Raw genomic sequence first — 16,925 nt, 5'->3', positions numbered from 1 at the left:
AATGTGATATATTTTGATAATGCCGCAACAACTCCCCTTCTACCTGAAGTCATTGATAAAATGTCTGAAACTATGAAGACCACTTTTGGAAATCCATCGAGCCTTCATGCTCATGGACGGATGGCTAGTAAACTCCTTCGAGAGTCTCGCGAGCAGATTGCTCAGTCCCTCCATACTCTTCCAAATCGGATTTTTTTCACCTCAGGTGGATCAGAAAGTAATAATACTGTTATAAAAGGCTACTGCTTGAAACACCAAACAGATGGCAAACACATCATTACGACCGCTTTGGAACACCATGCGGTTCTTGAACCCATCGAATATCTTGTAGAACGTTTCGGATTTGAAGTGACGATCGTCCAACCAAGAGATGGACGCATTCAGGCTATTGATATCAAGGCGGCTCTTAGACCGGATACCATTCTTGTCTCTACCATGTTTGCCAATAACGAGACAGGCGATCTTCTACCGATTAAAGAAATCGGAGAACTCTTAAAAGATCATCCATCTGCCTTTCACGTTGATGCGGTCCAAGCAATCGGAAAGGTCCCTGTCTATCCCGAAGAGTTGGGAATTGATTTTCTCAGTGCTTCTGCCCACAAATTCCACGGACCAAAGGGAGTCGGCTTCCTTTATGCAGCCGTCCCAGATTTTGATAATCTCATCCATGGTGGGGATCAGGAAAGTAAGATGAGAGCCAGCACGGAAAATCTCATTTCTATTGTCGGGATGGCAACCGCGCTTCAGCAAGCTACACTTCACCAAGAAGAAAATTTCAACCAGGTTCAAAAACTTGGCCAAGAACTAGTTAATGGTTTAACAGACTACGACTACTACGTAAATGCGAATGACGATCATCTTCCATTTGTTTGGAATCTTGGCTTTCCGGGTGTCCAAAATGACGTTTTATTGATGCGACTCGATCTTGCTGGAATTTCTGTCTCTACAGGTTCTGCTTGTACCGCTGGTACAGTTCAACCCAGCCATGTCCTTGAGGCACTCTATGGAAAAGATAGCTCACGCCTAAAAGAATCCCTTCGAATTAGTTTTTCAGAACTCAATACCGTAGAGGAGGTTCAAGACTTCCTCTCAAAACTTAAAGAAATTTTATCATAGGAGAACAATATGGCTTTTGAAACAAGTGTTTCATTGAAAGACTGCAAATATACCTATAGTCTACACCCAAATGTTAAAAAATATACCTTACGTGACAATACATTCGCTGTTACAAAAGTTGGAAATTACGAGTTAAATCGTTTGCTCGAGGCCGTTCCAAATAGCGGCGAAGGCTTCCTACTTAAAATCATTTTCAATAAAGATTTGACAGGTTTTAAGATCAATATTACAGACAAGTCTGGGCTTCGCCTGGTTAATATCTTTAAAAATCCAGAAAATGACATTATCCAACAAAAATTCTATTTCTTAATGGATAGTCTTGTCGAAAGAGAAATTTTCAACAAAACAGAGGCCTAATATGGTAACCCTAACTTATATCGATGCTTACCAAGTAGAACGAACGACTACTTATCCCGACCTTGCAGCCTGTATTCTAGCTTTTTCAGGCTGTGTAACCTTGCCTGACTCTTACTCAATCGTATCCATTGAATACAAGGGTCAAAAGCTCCCCTATACAGGGCGAGTCGATGGACTCTATGCTTTTTTGAAAAAGGTAGAACAAGCTGAAAACTAAGCTGATGCTGATGGAACTCTCTATCGCCATCAGCTTTTTCTTTAGACAAAAATATTTTTGAAAAACCGCTCTAGATAGTTGATTTTTTCACAATCTTCCTATACAATAAGAGGGAAAGGTTGTGATATTGTGAAACATGATAAAAATACTCCAATTCCACGCGCAACAGCAAAACGCTTATCGCTCTACTACCGCATTTTTAAACGCTTTAACTCTGAAAAAATAGAACGCGCCAATTCCAAGCAAATTGCTGATGCAATTGGGATTGACTCTGCTACTGTTCGCCGAGATTTCTCTTATTTTGGTGAATTAGGAAGACGGGGATTTGGTTATGACGTAAAAAAACTGATGAACTTCTTTGCGGATCTCTTAAATGACAATGCCATTACCAATGTCGCTATTGTGGGGATCGGAAATATGGGAAGTGCGCTTCTCAACTATCGCTTCCATGAACGCAATAAGATGAAAATTGTCATGGCGTTTGATGTAGATGATCATGAACTGATTAATACCAAAAGTAAGGATGGAATTCCTATTTACGGTATTTCCTCCATCAAAGAAAAGCTCAAACAAGAAGGCATTCAAACAGCCATCCTAACTGTTCCAAGCGTCAAGGCTCAAGAAGTGGCTAGCCTTTTGGTAGACGCTGGGGTCAAGGGAATCCTTAGCTTCTCACCAGTGCATCTGACAGTCCCTAAGGATGTCGTCGTCCAATATGTCGACCTTACTAGTGAATTACAGACACTTCTTTATTTCATGCGTAAAAATGAAGAATAAAGACTTATACATTAACAAGAAAAGAGGCTGGGACAAAAGTCCTAGCCTCTCAATTATTTTTGGATTGTCGAGCAAGACGCAGTGGTTGAGTGGGCTCTACTACGCTGATTTCATCAGCTTTTACAGCCCTACTCAACTGTGCGGAGGTGGGACGACGAAATCGAATTCTAACGAATTACTGATTTCTGTCCCACTCTCTTTTTTATACCAAATAATCTGTCTCTTCACGGTAACTATAATAGTTTTCTTCAGATACAATCAAGTGATCCAATAGGGTTAAACCCATCACTTCACAGGCCTCTAAAACTCGTTGCGTTACTTCATCATCATTTTTACTGGGAAATACGGCACCAGATGGATGATTGTGAGCCAAGATGATAGAGGTTGCCATGTGCTTTAGTGCATAATGCAGGATTTCACGCGGCTCCGCAATACTTCGATTCACCGTTCCAATAAAAATGGTCTGTTGATGAATAATTTCATTCTGCGTATTCAAATAGAGGGCAACCAGGTGTTCCTGTTTCTTATGGCCGATTTCCTGTTGAATTTTATGGGCCAATTTCTGGCTGCTCATAATCTGTTCAGAACTCATTAATTCATCTTTATGAATCCTTCGTCCAAACTCAATCACAGCCTGAAGTTCGATTGCCTTCACTCGGCCAATGCCAGAGATTTCCTGTAGCTCCTCTAGGGTTAATTGACTTAACTCCTTTAAACTATTAACCGAACTCAAAAGACCTTGTGCAATCTCATAAACGCTTTTTTTCTTATTGCCTGTCCGTAAGAGAATGGATAGCAATTCTTGATGACTCAGCTTATCTACCCCTTCAGAAACCAAACGTTCTCTAGGAAGCAAAGATGGTTCAATAAATGATATGTCGTACATAATTTCCTCCTCACTTATTAATTCGTAATAAATGAAGAAAACGACAACCTTTCATTATTTACAGGCGATTTCTTGTTTCAAGTCATCTAACACTAAGACTTCATCTTTATTAAAGCGGATCTGGTAACCTGTTTGAACTTGTTCAAGCTCTTTTAAAAACTGTTGAATTTCACAGCGAATCAAGTACTCCTGGCTCTGAGGAATGGCCTCTAAAGCTTGGTAGACCTGCTCTACTTCGTAGATTCCTTTCGTAATTAAACCATTTCGTGGAAAATCGTTTACTAAGAGATTATAGAAATGATGCAAGAGATGGTAAATTCGCTCTTTCGTCACTATTCTACCTCCTTATCATACTCTTTCCCCTTTATTATATACTGATTTTCCCTTAATATTATGACAAGTTCCTTACATTATATTACCAATCTCTTACAATTTTACAAGAATTTCTCCCAGCCTCCTACATAGAAAAGGCCCAGACATTTCTGTCTCGGGCTTTATTTTCTTAAAGTTGCATTTGATTATAAGACTTGCTGAATGAATCCAGGATGTCTTTTGGAGCCTTGTCATAGTCAACAGAGGTTTCCAAATTTCCTTTTACAATCGTACGGTAAGTCGCTGCAGCATCCTCACAGGTCACTAAAGTGATCTCATTAACGCCTTCACGATCTTGAATGACATCTACACGATCTGGAGTCACTGTCTCAACTGACGAGATGACATAAGTATAGATTTTTTCTTTGTCCGTGATGTAGATCTTCATTCCCGCCTTGGCTTTCTCTAATGGTGAGAATAACATGGCATTTGCTCCAGTTAGGCCAAATACATGGTGGCTAGCAAGAGAATAATTGCCTTGCCCCATGACTTGGTTTTCCTTCATGGTCCCTGCTCCGTAGTAGAGGGCTACATTTTCAAGCCCCTTAAAGATCGGAAGGTTCATGTTTAATTCAGGAATCGAAATCCCCCCAATTACTGGTAGCTTTTGAGCTTGCCATTGGGCATTGATGACGGCTTCCGTCGAGAGTGACTGGACATGTTGGAAATCAAAGCTCGTCTTCACTTCTTTATTCTTATCAATGGTTTTTTTATCGACCTTGCTAACCTGGTATTGGTTGGTATGCCAAACCATAATCATGTTTCGGATCGGAGCATTGAAAATCAAGAGAAGCGAGAGAATAATCAAAAGTGTTGCAACGATATTGATAAGAGTATTGCGTAAACTCTTTTTCTTTTTTCTTTTGCGTGACATGCTGTCCCCTTATCTATTCGTTTTCTTCCACTACTTCTTCATCTTTTTCATCGGGCTGGACTGTTGTAAAGGTCACAATTTTCGCATCCTGATCCAGTCTCATGACTTTCACACCCTGAGTTGAACGACCCGTTTGAGAGATATTTTCAACACTTGTACGGATCATGACTCCGGTATCGGTAATGATCATCAGATCTTCATCCCCTTTAACGGTTAAAAGACCAGCTAAGGGACCATTTTTCTCTGTGATATTGGCTGTCTTGATTCCTTTACCGCCACGGCCTTTGGTTGGGTATTCGCTAGCCATTGTCCGCTTACCATACCCTTTTTCAGTGATGATCAATACTTCATCTTGATCCGTAACGACGCTAGCCCCAACAACCTTGTCTCCTTCGCGGAGATTCACACCACGTACACCTGTGGCAGAGCGTCCCATATTCCGAACTACAGCCTCATTAAAGCGGACAGAATAACCATACTTGGTACCGATAATGACGTCAGCATTGCCATCTGTAAGGAAGACATTGATCAATTCATCCTCATCGCGCAGATTCAGAGCTTTGAGACCGTTCTGACGAATATTTGAAAATTCAGCTACATTGGTCCGCTTGACCAAACCTTGTCGCGTCGTAAAGAAGAGATAAGCTTTATCACTGCGGTCTTGCTCCACATTGATAATGGTTTGAATCGATTCACCTTCGTCCAATTTTAAGAGGTTGACGATTGGTAATCCTTTAGCTGTCCGGCCATATTCTGGAATCTCATAACCTTTCAGACGATAGACACGCCCTTTATTGGTAAAGAAGAGCAAATGATCATGGGTGCTCGTAGAGACCAGTTCACGGACAAAGTCATCATCTTTGACACCAGTTCCTTGGACCCCACGTCCACCACGTTTTTGAGCGGTAAATTCCGCTTGATCCAAACGTTTGATGTAGCCTTTGTTAGAAAGGGTGATCAAGACATCTGTTTCTTCAATCAAGTCCTCATCTTCAAGAGAAAGGACTTCTCCGATCATCAACTCAGTTCGGCGAGCATCGCCAAACTTGCGTTTGACTTCTTCCAATTCTTCCTTGATGATGGTCGCCACACGTTCTGGTTTCGCCAAAATATCAGCCAAATCAGCAATCAAGGCAACCAAATCATCGTATTCACTTTGGATCTTGTCTCGTTCCAAACCGGTCAAACGACGAAGACGCATGTCCAAAATGGCTTGGCTTTGACGTTCAGAGAGCTTGAATTTAGCCATCAATTCAGCTTGTGCTTCAGCGTCTGTCCGGCTATTGCGGATGATCCGGATCACTTCATCGATGTGATCCAAGGCAATGAGCAAACCTTCTAAGATATGGGCACGTGCTTCCGCTTTTTCTTTATCAAAGATGGTCCGTCGAGTCACCACTTCTTTCTGGTGCTCAATATAAGCCCCTAAAATTTGTCGAAGAGAAAGAATCTTTGGAACACCATTTTGGATCGCCAACATATTGAAACCAAAATTGGTTTGCATTTGTGTCATCTTAAAGAGGTTGTTCAAAATAACGTTAGCCGAAGCATCTCGGCGGACCTCAATCACAAAACGAACCCCTTCACGGTTTGATTCATCACGTACAGCTGTAATCCCTTCGATCCGTTTTTCTTGCACCAAGCGAACGATGTGCTCGTGCACCTTGGTTTTATTGACCATATAAGGGAACTCAGTGACAACAATCCGTTCACGGCCACTCTTGGTTACTTCAATCTCTGTACGAGAACGAAGAACAATTGAACCTTTCCCTGTTTCATAGGCCTTATGAATACCTGATTTCCCCATGACCAAGGCTCCGGTTGGAAAATCTGGACCAGGCAGCACTTCCATGAGTTCACGAGTGGTCACTTCAGGATTGTCCATCATCAGCTTCACTGCATCAATGGTTTCTCCCAAATTGTGTGGAGGAATATTGGTTGCCATCCCAACGGCAATCCCTGTAGCTCCATTCACAAGAAGGTTAGGGAAGCGTGCTGGTAGCACCATGGGCTCCCGCTCACTGGCATCATAGTTATCTGCAAAATCAACTGTATTCTTATTGATATCCCGCAACATCTCAAGTGCGATCTTGCTCATACGGGCTTCGGTATACCGTTGTGCAGCGGCCCCATCTCCGTCCATAGAACCAAAGTTCCCATGGCCGTCCACTAGCATATAGCGATAGCTCCACCATTGCGCCATCCGAACCATGGCTTCATAAATAGAGGAATCCCCGTGTGGGTGGTATTTACCCATAACATCCCCTGTGATACGGGCTGACTTCTTATGTGGTTTATCTGGCGTAACACCCAATTCATTCATACCATACAAAATACGACGGTGAACGGGTTTTAAACCATCCCGAACATCAGGGAGGGCACGAGCTACGATAACACTCATGGCATAATCGATAAAACTCGTCTTCATTTCTGATGTTAAATTCACATCAATTAGATTATTATCCTGCATTCAAAAAATGCCTCTCTTTACTTAATTCACCATACTATTATAACACATTTTAGCCTATTTTTCTTCTTAGGAACACAAACGTAAAAACGTTTACATCAAGGATTCATACTGTTTCAGATGACAAAGACTTTCAAAAGTGGTAGAATGAAGTCGTATGAGAATCTATCTCAAAAAAAAATGAAGGAGACGTTTAGACTCATGGATTTGACTAAACAACACAAAAAAGTTATCCTTGTCGGTGACGGTGCCGTAGGTTCATCTTATGCATTTGCACTTGTCAACCAAGGAATTGCACAAGAGCTTGGAATTATCGAAATTCCTCAATTGCACGAAAAAGCTGTCGGAGATGCGCTTGACCTTAGCCACGCCCTTGCCTTCACTTCACCTAAGAAGATCTATGCGGCTGAGTACGCTGACTGTGCGGATGCTGACCTTGTTGTAATTACTGCAGGTGCTCCTCAAAAACCAGGTGAAACTCGCCTTGATCTTGTTGGTAAAAACCTTGCCATTAACAAATCAATCGTAACACAAGTTATTGAATCAGGATTTAACGGTATCTTCCTTGTAGCTGCTAACCCAGTTGACGTTTTGACATACTCTACATGGAAATTCTCAGGATTCCCTAAAGAACGCGTTATCGGTTCTGGTACTTCTCTTGACTCAGCTCGTTTCCGTCAAGCACTTGCTGAAAAATTGGACGTTGATGCTCGTTCAGTGCACGCCTACATCATGGGTGAACATGGAGACTCAGAATTCGCTGTATGGTCACACGCTAACATCGCTGGTGTAAACCTTGAAGAATTCCTTAAAGACACTCAAAACGTTCAAGAAACTGAATTGATCGAATTGTTCGAAGGTGTTCGTGATGCTGCTTACACCATCATCAACAAAAAAGGTGCTACATACTACGGTATCGCTGTTGCCCTTGCTCGTATCACTAAAGCAATCCTTGATGATGAAAATGCAGTACTTCCACTTTCTGTATTCCAAGAAGGTCAATATGGTGTTAGCAACGTCTTTATCGGTCAACCTGCCATCGTAGGTGCACACGGTATTGTACGTCCAGTGAACATCCCATTGAACGATGCCGAACAACAAAAAATGAAAGCTTCTGCTGATGAATTGCAAGCAATCATTGATGAAGCATGGAAAAACCCTGAATTCCAAGAAGCTTCTAAAAACTAAGAAAAAAACATCTCCTTATTAAAAGGGGATGTTTTTTAGCTGCTTTATTTGGATTTGTCAGCAAGGATTTCAAGCAAATAAGGCACAACGAGATTGCTCTCTATGTCTTTCAAAGAAGAAATCCATTTAAAGTCTGTATGCTCTTCTGGATCTAATATAAAATCACGCTCTTCCAAAATCTCGCCAGCATAAACTAGGCGTGTAAAGACAGTATCTTTGCTGGCATCAAATTGACTATCTTCGTGGATAATCTTATTAATCCGAAGCTTTTGATTAACCTCCTCAATAGCCTCACGTAGAGCAGCCTCTCTGGGCAATTCATTCTCTTCTACACTTCCACCTGGAATATCCCAATAAGATGGATAGACATTAGGGAGACCTCGCTTTATTTTCGAGCGTTTGATAAGCAGATACTTCCCGTCTTTCTCAATCAAGGTATGGGCGATTAATTTTACTGTCATTGCATGTTCCTCCAAGAAAGAGCAAAAAAGACTCCGAGGAGCCTCGTTATGAATCATCCACCCTGAGGGAATCGAACCCCCATCTCAAGAACCGGAATCTTACGTGATATCCATTACACTAAGGGTGGCAACTGTTACAGTATATCAAATTCTCGAGAATTTTACAAGTAAAAAAAGCTTACCGAGAGGTAAGCTTTTTGAATATTACAATTCGATATCGCCAAACAAGTCAGCCATTGAGAATCCAGTTTGAGTTTCTGGAAGATCAAAGTCGCGTTTTTCTTGTTTTGGACGACGTGGGCGAGATTGACGTTTTTCTTGTTTTTCGCCTTCTTCTTGAGCTGGACGTTCTTCAAGAGCTTTGATAGAAAGTGATACACGTTCATCTGCAGCATTTACTTCAAGAACTTTAACAGTTACTTCTTGTCCAACTTTAAGAACATCTTTTGGATTTTCAACACGTTTGTGTGAAATTTGTGAGATGTGTACAAGTCCGTCGATACCTGGCAATACTTCAACGAATGCACCGAAGTCAGTCAAACGTTTAACAGTTCCTTCGATAACATCACCAGCAGCCAATTTTTGTTCTACGCCATCCCAAGGTCCAGGTGTTGTAGCTTTCAATGAAAGTGATACACGACCTTCTTCTTCGTTCAAGTCAAGAACTTTCACTTGGATTTCTTCACCAACAGTTACTACTGATTTAGGTGATACGTTGCGTTCGTGTGACAATTCTGTCAAGTGAACCAATCCATCAACACCACCAAGGTCGATGAAGGCACCGAAGCTTGTGATACGTGCAACTTTACCAGTTACAACATCACCAACGTTCAATTTACCAAATACTTCTGCGCGTGCTGCAGCTGATTCAGCTTCAACAACTTCACGACGTGAAAGGATAAAGCGGTTTTCTTTTGGATCTACTTCTTTGATTTTAGCATCAAATTCTTGACCTACGAAACGTTCAGTGTTACGTACAAAACGAGTATCAAGCATTGAAGCTGGAATAAATCCACGAAGTCCTTCAAATTCTACTGAAAGTCCGCCCTTAACAGCGCGAGTTCCTTTAACAGTAACAACTTCTTCTTCACGTCCAACCAATTTGTCCCATGCTTTGCGAGCTTCCAAACGTTTTTTAGATACAAGGTAAGTTACTGTATCAGTATCTTTACCAACTACTTGACGAAGAACAAGCAATTCAAGTGTTTCACCTGGTTTTACCAAGTCGTTGATGTCAGCATCACGATCGTTTGTCAATTCGCGAAGAGTCAAGACACCTTCGACACCAGTTCCAGAGATTGCAACGTTAGCTTGGTTCGCGTCAACTGTCAATACTTCAGCAGTAACAACGTCACCTGGTTCAACTTGGCTAACACTGTTTAGCAAATCTTCAAATTCATTCATCTAAAAAATCCTCCAACAATCAAGTTTTCTAAAACTTGACATACTTATAATTATTTTTCCTAAGCAAGCACTCGCAATGAGATCAACTACAATCTTTAACGACTCATCCTATAAAGAAATAAAATACCTGGATAGATATTTTATCACTTATCTGATATTACCTAAGAACTGGGGTAGCTGGATTCGAACCAACGCATGAGGGAGTCAAAGTCCCTTGCCTTACCGCTTGGCTATACCCCATGGATGAAATGGAGAGAGAGGGATTCGAACCCCCGAACCCGAAGGAGCGGATTTACAGTCCGCCGCGTTTAGCCTCTTCGCTATCTCTCCATATAAATCAACAGGATCTATTATACCATTGATTTACTATGATTGCAAGCCCTTATTTATTCAAATTATAATTTTCTATTAAAATTTCAACGGCTTTTTCAAGTTTTTTGTAAAGAGAATCCACATTTCCATTTTTGATAATGGCAAATTGACCAGACATGTCTGCAATTTCACCAATCGTTTTCTTTCCAATGGACAAAGTGAATCCATCAAAAGTGTCTTTCCCGACGGTTACTTTACTATCAACGATTTGAATCTCAATTTTCTTATCTTTTTTACTCATTTCAACCCTCTTTTCACTTTTTCTATTTTACAAAAATTCTCTTGATGACGCAAGAGAAAAGGGAGTGGGTCAGAAAGAATTTAGTTAGAAATTCCTTCTTTATCCCACCCCCGCAAGAGTCATTCGTCACCCTTCTATTCCTAAAAGCGAATGAAGAGAAACATTAGCTACTGCGTCTTTTCGTTAAGACTTGTTCTCATTGAAGCCTGGACACTTTGATCTCAGATGCTTTCGGTTTAATCGACTTTGACAATCCATCCTTCTGGTGCTTCGACATCGCCAAATTGGATACCGGTCAACTCGTCATAGAGTTTCCGTGTGACAGGTCCTACTTCTGTTTCAGAATAGAAAACATGGAAGTCATCCCCGTGTTGAACACCTCCGATTGGAGAGATCACAGCTGCGGTACCACAAGCTCCTGCTTCCACAAAGCGATCCAAGTCATTAATAAAGACATCCCCTTCAATAGGTGTCATACCAAGACGGTGTTCTGCTAGGTAAAGCAAAGAGTACTTAGTAATAGATGGCAAGATAGAAGGGCTCAATGGCGTCACAAATTCGTTATTAGCAGTGATACCAAAGAAGTTTGCAGAACCAACTTCTTCAATCTTGGTGTGAGTCGCTGGATCAAGGTAAATCACGTCTGAGAAGTTACGATCATGGGCAATCTTCCCTGGTAACATACTAGCTGCATAGTTTCCACCAACTTTAGCAGCCCCTGTACCATGTGGTGCAGCACGGTCATACTCATCTTGAATCAAGAAGTTAGTTGGAACCAGACCACCTTTAAAGTAGTTACCGACAGGCATGGCAAAGATGGTAAAGATATACTCATCTGCTGGATGCACGCCGATAATATCACCAACCCCAATCAAAAGTGGACGAAGATAAAGTGTTGCCCCTGTACCATATGGTGGAACGTACTCTTCATTGGCTTTTACCACTGCCTTACAAGCATCCACAAACATGTCAACAGGTACTTGAGGCATCAGCAAACGATCCGCCGTGCGTTGCAAACGTTTGGCGTTTTGATCTGGACGGAACAATTGGATGCTTCCATCTTTTGTACGGTAGGCTTTCAACCCTTCAAAGGCTTGCTGACCGTAATGCAAACTTGGAGAGGATTCGGACAAATGCAAGGTCGCATCTTCTGTCAATTCTCCCTTTTCCCAAGCTCCATTGCGATAATACGCCAAATAACGATAGGGTAATTTCATATATGAAAAGCCAAGGTTTTCCCAATCAAGTGATACTGTCATGATCGTGCTCCTTAAATTTTTTCTTTTTGACCTGGTTCAGGTCCATTTAGTTTCTCAATCTATGTAAACTATTGTACACCATTTCATGAGAATTTCAAGTGATATTTTCAATTTTCAGAAAATTTATTTTTAAAGAAAGTCAGTCCTAGAATGGACCGACCCCTTCTTTTATTTGATAGTGGCTGAAAAAACTTCTTGATCCGAAATGGTATCGTTAACAAAGGATCCATTGCTTGTTCTTTCAGAAATGCTTAATTGTGTCAAATCAACTTCTGTCACCTGACCTGTTGTGGAAGTGATCTGAAGGATTTGATCTTGCCTTGCTACTTCTTCTTGGCTCGTAAAGAGATCAAAATCTCCCTGGTCCGTGAAGACTGGACCTGCCTTGAAGACGCGATGTGGTTTATTTTTCAACTCACGCAAGACCTGTAGTCCCCGTTTAGCCCGACTGGTCACAGGAATATCGTCCTGAGACATCCGTTTGAGACTGCCTCGTTGAGTCAGAATGTACATGCTTGGAGTCGTTGACTTAAAGGCGGCAGCAACTTGATCTCCGTCTTTCAGGTTAATGGCTTTGACCCCTGCTGCTTTGGCTCCTACGACAGGGACCTCCTCAATATTGAAGCGCAACCCATACCCATTTTTGGTAATAATCATGATGTCTTCAAGGACAACTGGCGCAACTGCTACGATACGGTCGTCTTGGTCTTTTAGCTTAGCATACTTAGTCGATTTAGAACGATAAGTCCGCCATGGGCTCAATTCCTTGCGTTCAAAGCGCTTGATTTGTCCTTGTTGAGTTGCCGCAAAGTAGGTTACTCCCTCAAACCGATCCACAATCTCCGCAAAGAGAATTTCTTCCTCTTGCTCAAAATTGGTCAAGGTCTGACTGAGGTGCTCTCCGATATCCTTCCACTTGGTATCTGTCAATTCGTGAATTGGTCGATAAATGGCATTCCCCAAGTTGGTAAAAAGTAAGAGATGCTGAGTGGTCTTAGCAGGCTCTACGAAAATCAACTCGTCATCGTCTCGCTTACCGACTTCTTCCAGTGTTGAGGCATTGAAAGAACGAGGCGAGGTCCGTTTAATGTAACCCGCACGGGTTACACTGACGAAGGTTTCCTCTTCAACAATGAGACTGGCTGTATCAATCTCGATCGTTTTAGCAGTGTCTTGCAATTCACTACGACGCGGATTACCAAAGAGCTTCTTGACTTCACGCAACTCCTTCTTCATGAGGTTGAACATGGTCCGTTCATCCCCAATGATGGCTGCCAAAGTCGCGATTTGCTCCTTGAGACTGGCATGCTCTTCTTCCAAGGTGACGATATCCGTATTGGTCAAGCGGTACAATTGCAAGGTAACAATAGCTTCTGCTTGTTCTTCCGTGAAATCGTAGCTGACCTTGAGGTTTTCTTTAGCATCTGCCTTATTATCAGAAGCCCGGATCAAGGCGATGACTTCATCGAGGATAGAAATGACGCGGATCAAGCCCTCTACGATGTGGAGGCGTCGTTCTGCCTTTTCCTTATCAAAGCGCGAGCGAGCGACAATAATATCCCGACGGTGAGCAATGTAGCTAGAGAGAATCGGTACGATCCCCACTTGACGAGGGGTATAATTGTCAATCGCCACCATATTGAAGTTGTAATTGACCTGCAGGTCTGTATACTTGAACAAGTAATTCAAGATCAAGTCTGCATTGGCATCTTTTTTGAGCTCAATGGCAATGCGAAGACCATCTCGGTCAGACTCATCCCGGACTTCCGCAATACCGGCCACCTTGTTGTTAACACGGACATCGTCGATCTTCTTGACCAAGACTGCCTTGTTGATCTCATAAGGGATCTCGGTAACCACGATTTGCTGCTTACCGCCTTTGAGCTGCTCAATCTCAGTTTTAGAGCGGACAACCACACGGCCCTTACCGGTTTCATAGGCTTTCTTGATCTCATCCCGTCCTTGGATAATGGCACCCGTTGGAAAATCAGGTCCAGGTAAAAACTCCATGAGTTTGTCTACCTTGGCAGATGGATGGTCAATCATGTAGACCACTGCATCGATGACTTCAGCGAGGTTATGTGGTGGAATATCTGTTGCGTAACCAGCTGAAATCCCTGTAGCTCCATTGACCAAAAGGTTTGGAAAAGCTGCCGGCAAAACAGTTGGCTCTTTTTCTGTATCGTCAAAGTTCCAGGCAAATGGCACTGTGTTCTTTTCGATATCTTGCAAAAGATAGCCAGCAATTTCAGACAAACGCGCCTCGGTATAACGCATGGCCGCTGGCGGATCACCGTCCATGGAACCATTGTTTCCATGCATTTCAACTAGGATCTCGCGGTTCTTCCAGTCTTGAGACATGCGGACCATGGCATCATAGATGGAACTGTCCCCGTGAGGGTGAAAATTCCCCATGATGTTCCCGACAGACTTGGCAGACTTACGGTAGCCCTTGTCATGGGTATTGCCGTCCTTATTCATAGAATAAAGAATCCGCCGTTGAACAGGTTTCAAGCCATCCCGAATATCAGGAAGAGCCCGTTCTTGAATAATGTATTTGGAGTAGCGACCAAAGCGCTCCCCCATGATGTCCTCCAAGGACATATTCTGGATATTACTCATATAGGATACAAAGCCCGTAAAATACAAAGTGAAAATTAGAAATTTATCTTTTTCACACAGCACTCAGGGCGTGTTCAACTCCTTTCAAAGAATGTTGAGTAGTCTTTTGTAGAAAAAGGAATTCAGTCACACCAAGTAACTAAACTATCCTTTCTGTAGTTTAAAGTATTTAAAATAGATTATTGAATCAATGATTAGAAAGTTTCTCTTCAGCATAAGCCATCATCTTCTCAGCCACTTTCAGATCATAGTCAAATCCCATCTTTTGGGCCAGGCTTTGCGCTTCTCGATCAAAAATATTCATGGTAGCAAACAAGGACTGGCTGACCTTCTCTAAACTAAATAGATCTAGCAAAGCTGAGAACTCCTGCTCCTTCTGAACAGTCAAATAGTGAAAGAGATACTTGTAGTTTTTCCCGATATCAACTGCTCCCTTATCGCTTGCTACCTTCCAAGCCAAGATCTTAAGGAGTTCTTGCTGGCAAATGCCATAGAGGTGATCGGTCGCATAGATGAGCTGATTTCTTCGAATGGCCTTGACGACATAAGTCGATACCCACCAAAATTCATTGCAGGAGGCTGCAAATTCTTCTTCGATAGGCGGACAGGTCCAGTAGCGCTTCGGACTAGGAATGTAAGAGTCAAACAAGCCTTTGTCGTCTTTTATAACTTCAAAATTTGCTTCGCTGTCCACCCACTCTTGGATATACTCCTTGGGGCAGAGGGTTAAATCAATACGATTCCCATCTTCAAAAAGCATGAGATACAGACGACGGTGTCCAAGGACATTGTGCTGTTCAATCAGACGCATTCCAAACTGGTCTAGCCAAGATAAATCAGATAACAAATCGTTCAGATTCTCAACAATATAGACTACATCATAATCTTGAAACTCATCTCTTAGAGAGTGGATATCGGCCCGCGAGCCGGATAAAGCAATTGCTGAAATACTTAGATTTTTTGAGATCTGCAAAATTTTATTAACTATCTTAATTTCAGATTTCATGGAAATACCTATTCTAATACAGTCTAATAATAATTAAATTCAAAAGTTTGCTACTCTTTAATGATTAATACATTAACTTGGAGAAATTACATAATTACACAACCTAAAATACTTATCATCCTGTCCTTTTATTTTATCCTGTCCTTCTTTTAATATCTTTTCATCGATAAAAAATATGAAATTAGATAGAATATTGATTTTCTCATACTTACAAATTTCTCTAACATAAAGTTCAACTCCTTGAGCAGAAAAACCTTGTTGTAGATGTAACATTTGTTCGTTGAAATTTTCTTTAAGAAACTCCTCCGTGCTTTTTTCAATAGAAAACCAGAATTGACTTCCATCTTCTCCATTTACATCTACGGGAAGACAAATATATCTCTTTCCTTCTTTAACAGTATTTTGGTGTTTTGAAAGAAGTGTCACATTCCTAACAAATCTTTCAAACTCATCTATACTGTTTATTTTGAAGCAAGAATACTCAAGTCTAGAGTCAAGATAAAGTTTTATACAGCGTTCTACTGTTTCACACTCCATTTTTAACTCTTTCACTTTTCGATTTAAGGAAATTATTTCCCTATCAGCTAACTTACTTCTTTCTGATTCAGTTAATTTACTTTCTAGTTGAACTAGTTCTTTATACTGAACATGGATAGGTATATCTTCTAAATCATCAGTAATATATTTCACAATTAGTTGTTGAATCTCATTTCGATTAGTAATTTCTGGTACACCTTTTTTTACATCAATTTCAATGTCTAAACTTTTAGCTGATTGTATGATTCTTTCACAATTATTTATTTTTACATTATCATTTTGGTTTGTCAATTCATCAATGTTATTTTCAAAACCATCAATTTGAGCATGTGTAAGTGAATTGATAGTTCGTAAAGTAGCTATGTCTGCTTGTGAAAATTGCGAGGTTTCTTGAATTGTTTTTATTAATTGTTGATAAAGCTCATCCATAAGACTAATAGATAAATCCTTATCTATATCTTCTTTGTCATCATATAACTTATTTAAATAAGTTTTAAATTCTTCATAATCTTTATATTTACTATTCGAGTTATATTGAATTTTTATAAGCTCTTCAGAAACTTGGTTTTCCTTCCAGAATTTAGCTATACCCTCATAGCAAGGATTGTCTCCATGTCTCTCCAATATATATTTGTCAAAATCGTTTACAGCCTTTTTAATTTTTTTTCGTTTAAGGTATCCAACTACCCCTAATCCCTCTAGAAGCTTGTCCAAATCTATCCCTAAAAAATCAAAGAAAAAAGATATAATTTTTTGTTTATCCATATGT

The 16,925-nt window shown here is 41.0% G+C and carries 15 protein-coding genes, 3 tRNA genes and 1 pseudogene; 5 read left to right on the top strand and 14 right to left on the bottom strand.

Annotated features, from left to right (window positions below):
* The first annotated feature begins 3 nt into the window (after positions 1 to 3).
* The 4 genes from QM351_RS02305 (at position 4) to QM351_RS02290 (ending at position 2,467) form a co-directional block, all read left to right on the top strand.
* Entirely contained in the window at positions 4 to 1,116 is a 1,113-nt protein-coding gene (locus QM351_RS02305) for a cysteine desulfurase family protein (protein ID WP_118228207.1), read from the top strand.
* A gap of 9 nt (positions 1,117 to 1,125) precedes the next feature.
* Positions 1,126 to 1,473, top strand: a complete 348-nt coding sequence (locus QM351_RS02300; RefSeq protein WP_009730974.1) for a DUF1831 domain-containing protein — start codon at positions 1,126 to 1,128, stop codon at positions 1,471 to 1,473.
* Between the two features lies 1 nt (position 1,474).
* The gene (locus tag QM351_RS02295; RefSeq protein ID WP_129824812.1) at positions 1,475 to 1,690 is read left to right on the top strand and encodes a DUF4649 family protein; all 216 of its coding nucleotides are present in this window, start codon (positions 1,475 to 1,477) and stop codon (positions 1,688 to 1,690) included.
* 129 nt (positions 1,691 to 1,819) lie between these two features.
* The gene (locus tag QM351_RS02290) at positions 1,820 to 2,467 is read left to right on the top strand and encodes a redox-sensing transcriptional repressor Rex (protein WP_031576289.1); all 648 of its coding nucleotides are present in this window, start codon (positions 1,820 to 1,822) and stop codon (positions 2,465 to 2,467) included.
* A gap of 202 nt (positions 2,468 to 2,669) precedes the next feature.
* Here the strand turns inward: QM351_RS02290 and radC are convergent, their stop codons facing one another.
* From radC to gyrA, 4 genes are all read right to left on the bottom strand, one after another.
* Positions 2,670 to 3,353 carry a RadC family protein gene (gene radC, locus QM351_RS02285; protein WP_045759397.1) on the bottom strand — a complete coding sequence of 228 codons (684 nt, stop codon included), beginning with the start codon at positions 3,351 to 3,353 and terminating at the stop codon, positions 2,670 to 2,672.
* Between the two features lie 54 nt (positions 3,354 to 3,407).
* Positions 3,408 to 3,686 carry a hypothetical protein gene (locus QM351_RS02280; RefSeq protein WP_003003299.1) on the bottom strand — a complete coding sequence of 93 codons (279 nt, stop codon included), beginning with the start codon at positions 3,684 to 3,686 and terminating at the stop codon, positions 3,408 to 3,410.
* 169 nt (positions 3,687 to 3,855) lie between these two features.
* Complete coding sequence (locus QM351_RS02275; protein ID WP_014713268.1) at positions 3,856 to 4,599, bottom strand: class A sortase; 744 nt, start codon at positions 4,597 to 4,599, stop codon at positions 3,856 to 3,858.
* Between the two features lie 13 nt (positions 4,600 to 4,612).
* Positions 4,613 to 7,069, bottom strand: coding sequence for a DNA gyrase subunit A (gyrA, locus tag QM351_RS02270; RefSeq protein ID WP_254728079.1), 2,457 nt, complete (start codon positions 7,067 to 7,069; stop codon positions 4,613 to 4,615).
* 198 nt (positions 7,070 to 7,267) lie between these two features.
* Between gyrA and QM351_RS02265 the strand changes: the two genes are divergently transcribed.
* Positions 7,268 to 8,254 carry an L-lactate dehydrogenase gene (locus tag QM351_RS02265; RefSeq protein WP_021153137.1) on the top strand — a complete coding sequence of 329 codons (987 nt, stop codon included), beginning with the start codon at positions 7,268 to 7,270 and terminating at the stop codon, positions 8,252 to 8,254.
* A gap of 44 nt (positions 8,255 to 8,298) precedes the next feature.
* Here QM351_RS02265 and QM351_RS02260 read toward each other — a convergent pair whose 3' ends face one another.
* From QM351_RS02260 to QM351_RS02215, 10 genes and pseudogenes are all read right to left on the bottom strand, one after another.
* The gene (locus tag QM351_RS02260) at positions 8,299 to 8,715 is read right to left on the bottom strand and encodes an NUDIX hydrolase (RefSeq protein WP_045759394.1); all 417 of its coding nucleotides are present in this window, start codon (positions 8,713 to 8,715) and stop codon (positions 8,299 to 8,301) included.
* Positions 8,716 to 8,771: 56 nt separating this feature from the next.
* Positions 8,772 to 8,843 (bottom strand) — tRNA-Arg (locus tag QM351_RS02255).
* 76 nt (positions 8,844 to 8,919) lie between these two features.
* Positions 8,920 to 10,119: a 30S ribosomal protein S1 gene (rpsA, locus tag QM351_RS02250; protein ID WP_003011990.1), complete on the bottom strand. Its 1,200-nt coding sequence runs from the start codon at positions 10,117 to 10,119 to the stop codon at positions 8,920 to 8,922.
* 168 nt (positions 10,120 to 10,287) lie between these two features.
* Positions 10,288 to 10,359: transfer RNA gene (locus QM351_RS02245), tRNA-Gln, on the bottom strand.
* A 9-nt stretch (positions 10,360 to 10,368) separates the two neighbouring features.
* A tRNA-Tyr gene (locus tag QM351_RS02240) sits at positions 10,369 to 10,449 on the bottom strand.
* 52 nt (positions 10,450 to 10,501) lie between these two features.
* Positions 10,502 to 10,732, bottom strand: coding sequence for a DUF2969 domain-containing protein (locus QM351_RS02235; protein WP_049473022.1), 231 nt, complete (start codon positions 10,730 to 10,732; stop codon positions 10,502 to 10,504).
* A gap of 236 nt (positions 10,733 to 10,968) precedes the next feature.
* Positions 10,969 to 11,997, bottom strand: a pseudogene (locus tag QM351_RS02230) (branched-chain amino acid aminotransferase); the annotation flags it as partial.
* A 162-nt stretch (positions 11,998 to 12,159) separates the two neighbouring features.
* Positions 12,160 to 14,613 (bottom strand): DNA topoisomerase IV subunit A, encoded by a 2,454-nt coding sequence (gene parC, locus QM351_RS02225; RefSeq protein WP_414326387.1) that lies wholly within the window; start codon positions 14,611 to 14,613, stop codon positions 12,160 to 12,162.
* Positions 14,614 to 14,800: 187 nt separating this feature from the next.
* Positions 14,801 to 15,619 carry an aminoglycoside 6-adenylyltransferase gene (locus QM351_RS02220; RefSeq protein ID WP_414326386.1) on the bottom strand — a complete coding sequence of 273 codons (819 nt, stop codon included), beginning with the start codon at positions 15,617 to 15,619 and terminating at the stop codon, positions 14,801 to 14,803.
* 72 nt (positions 15,620 to 15,691) lie between these two features.
* Entirely contained in the window at positions 15,692 to 16,921 is a 1,230-nt protein-coding gene (locus QM351_RS02215; protein ID WP_414326384.1) for a hypothetical protein, read from the bottom strand.
* Between the last annotated feature and the right edge of the window lie 4 nt (positions 16,922 to 16,925).

Origin of the sequence: Streptococcus parasanguinis (assembly GCF_047465465.1) — a bacterium.
Taxonomy (GTDB): Bacteria; Bacillota; Bacilli; order Lactobacillales; family Streptococcaceae; genus Streptococcus; species Streptococcus parasanguinis_AI.
The sequence above is the reverse complement of the archived record's forward strand: the minus strand, read 5'-3'. Positions and strand labels throughout refer to the sequence as shown.

What these genes read in the sequence shown, in the direction of transcription:
- QM351_RS02300 (WP_009730974.1), top strand. Translation starts at nt 1,126, where the DNA reads ATGGCTTTTGAAACAAGTGTTTCATTGAAAGACTGCAAATATACCTAT.
- QM351_RS02295 (WP_129824812.1), top strand. Translation starts at nt 1,475, where the DNA reads ATGGTAACCCTAACTTATATCGATGCTTACCAAGTAGAACGAACGACT.
- radC (WP_045759397.1), bottom strand. Translation starts at nt 3,353, where the DNA reads ATGTACGACATATCATTTATTGAACCATCTTTGCTTCCTAGAGAACGT.
- QM351_RS02275 (WP_014713268.1), bottom strand. Translation starts at nt 4,599, where the DNA reads ATGTCACGCAAAAGAAAAAAGAAAAAGAGTTTACGCAATACTCTTATC.
- gyrA (WP_254728079.1), bottom strand. Translation starts at nt 7,069, where the DNA reads ATGCAGGATAATAATCTAATTGATGTGAATTTAACATCAGAAATGAAG.
- QM351_RS02265 (WP_021153137.1), top strand. Translation starts at nt 7,268, where the DNA reads ATGGATTTGACTAAACAACACAAAAAAGTTATCCTTGTCGGTGACGGT.
- QM351_RS02260 (WP_045759394.1), bottom strand. Translation starts at nt 8,715, where the DNA reads ATGACAGTAAAATTAATCGCCCATACCTTGATTGAGAAAGACGGGAAG.
- rpsA (WP_003011990.1), bottom strand. Translation starts at nt 10,119, where the DNA reads ATGAATGAATTTGAAGATTTGCTAAACAGTGTTAGCCAAGTTGAACCA.
- QM351_RS02235 (WP_049473022.1), bottom strand. Translation starts at nt 10,732, where the DNA reads ATGAGTAAAAAAGATAAGAAAATTGAGATTCAAATCGTTGATAGTAAA.
- parC (WP_414326387.1), bottom strand. Translation starts at nt 14,613, where the DNA reads ATGAGTAATATCCAGAATATGTCCTTGGAGGACATCATGGGGGAGCGC.
- QM351_RS02220 (WP_414326386.1), bottom strand. Translation starts at nt 15,619, where the DNA reads ATGAAATCTGAAATTAAGATAGTTAATAAAATTTTGCAGATCTCAAAA.
- QM351_RS02215 (WP_414326384.1), bottom strand. Translation starts at nt 16,921, where the DNA reads ATGGATAAACAAAAAATTATATCTTTTTTCTTTGATTTTTTAGGGATA.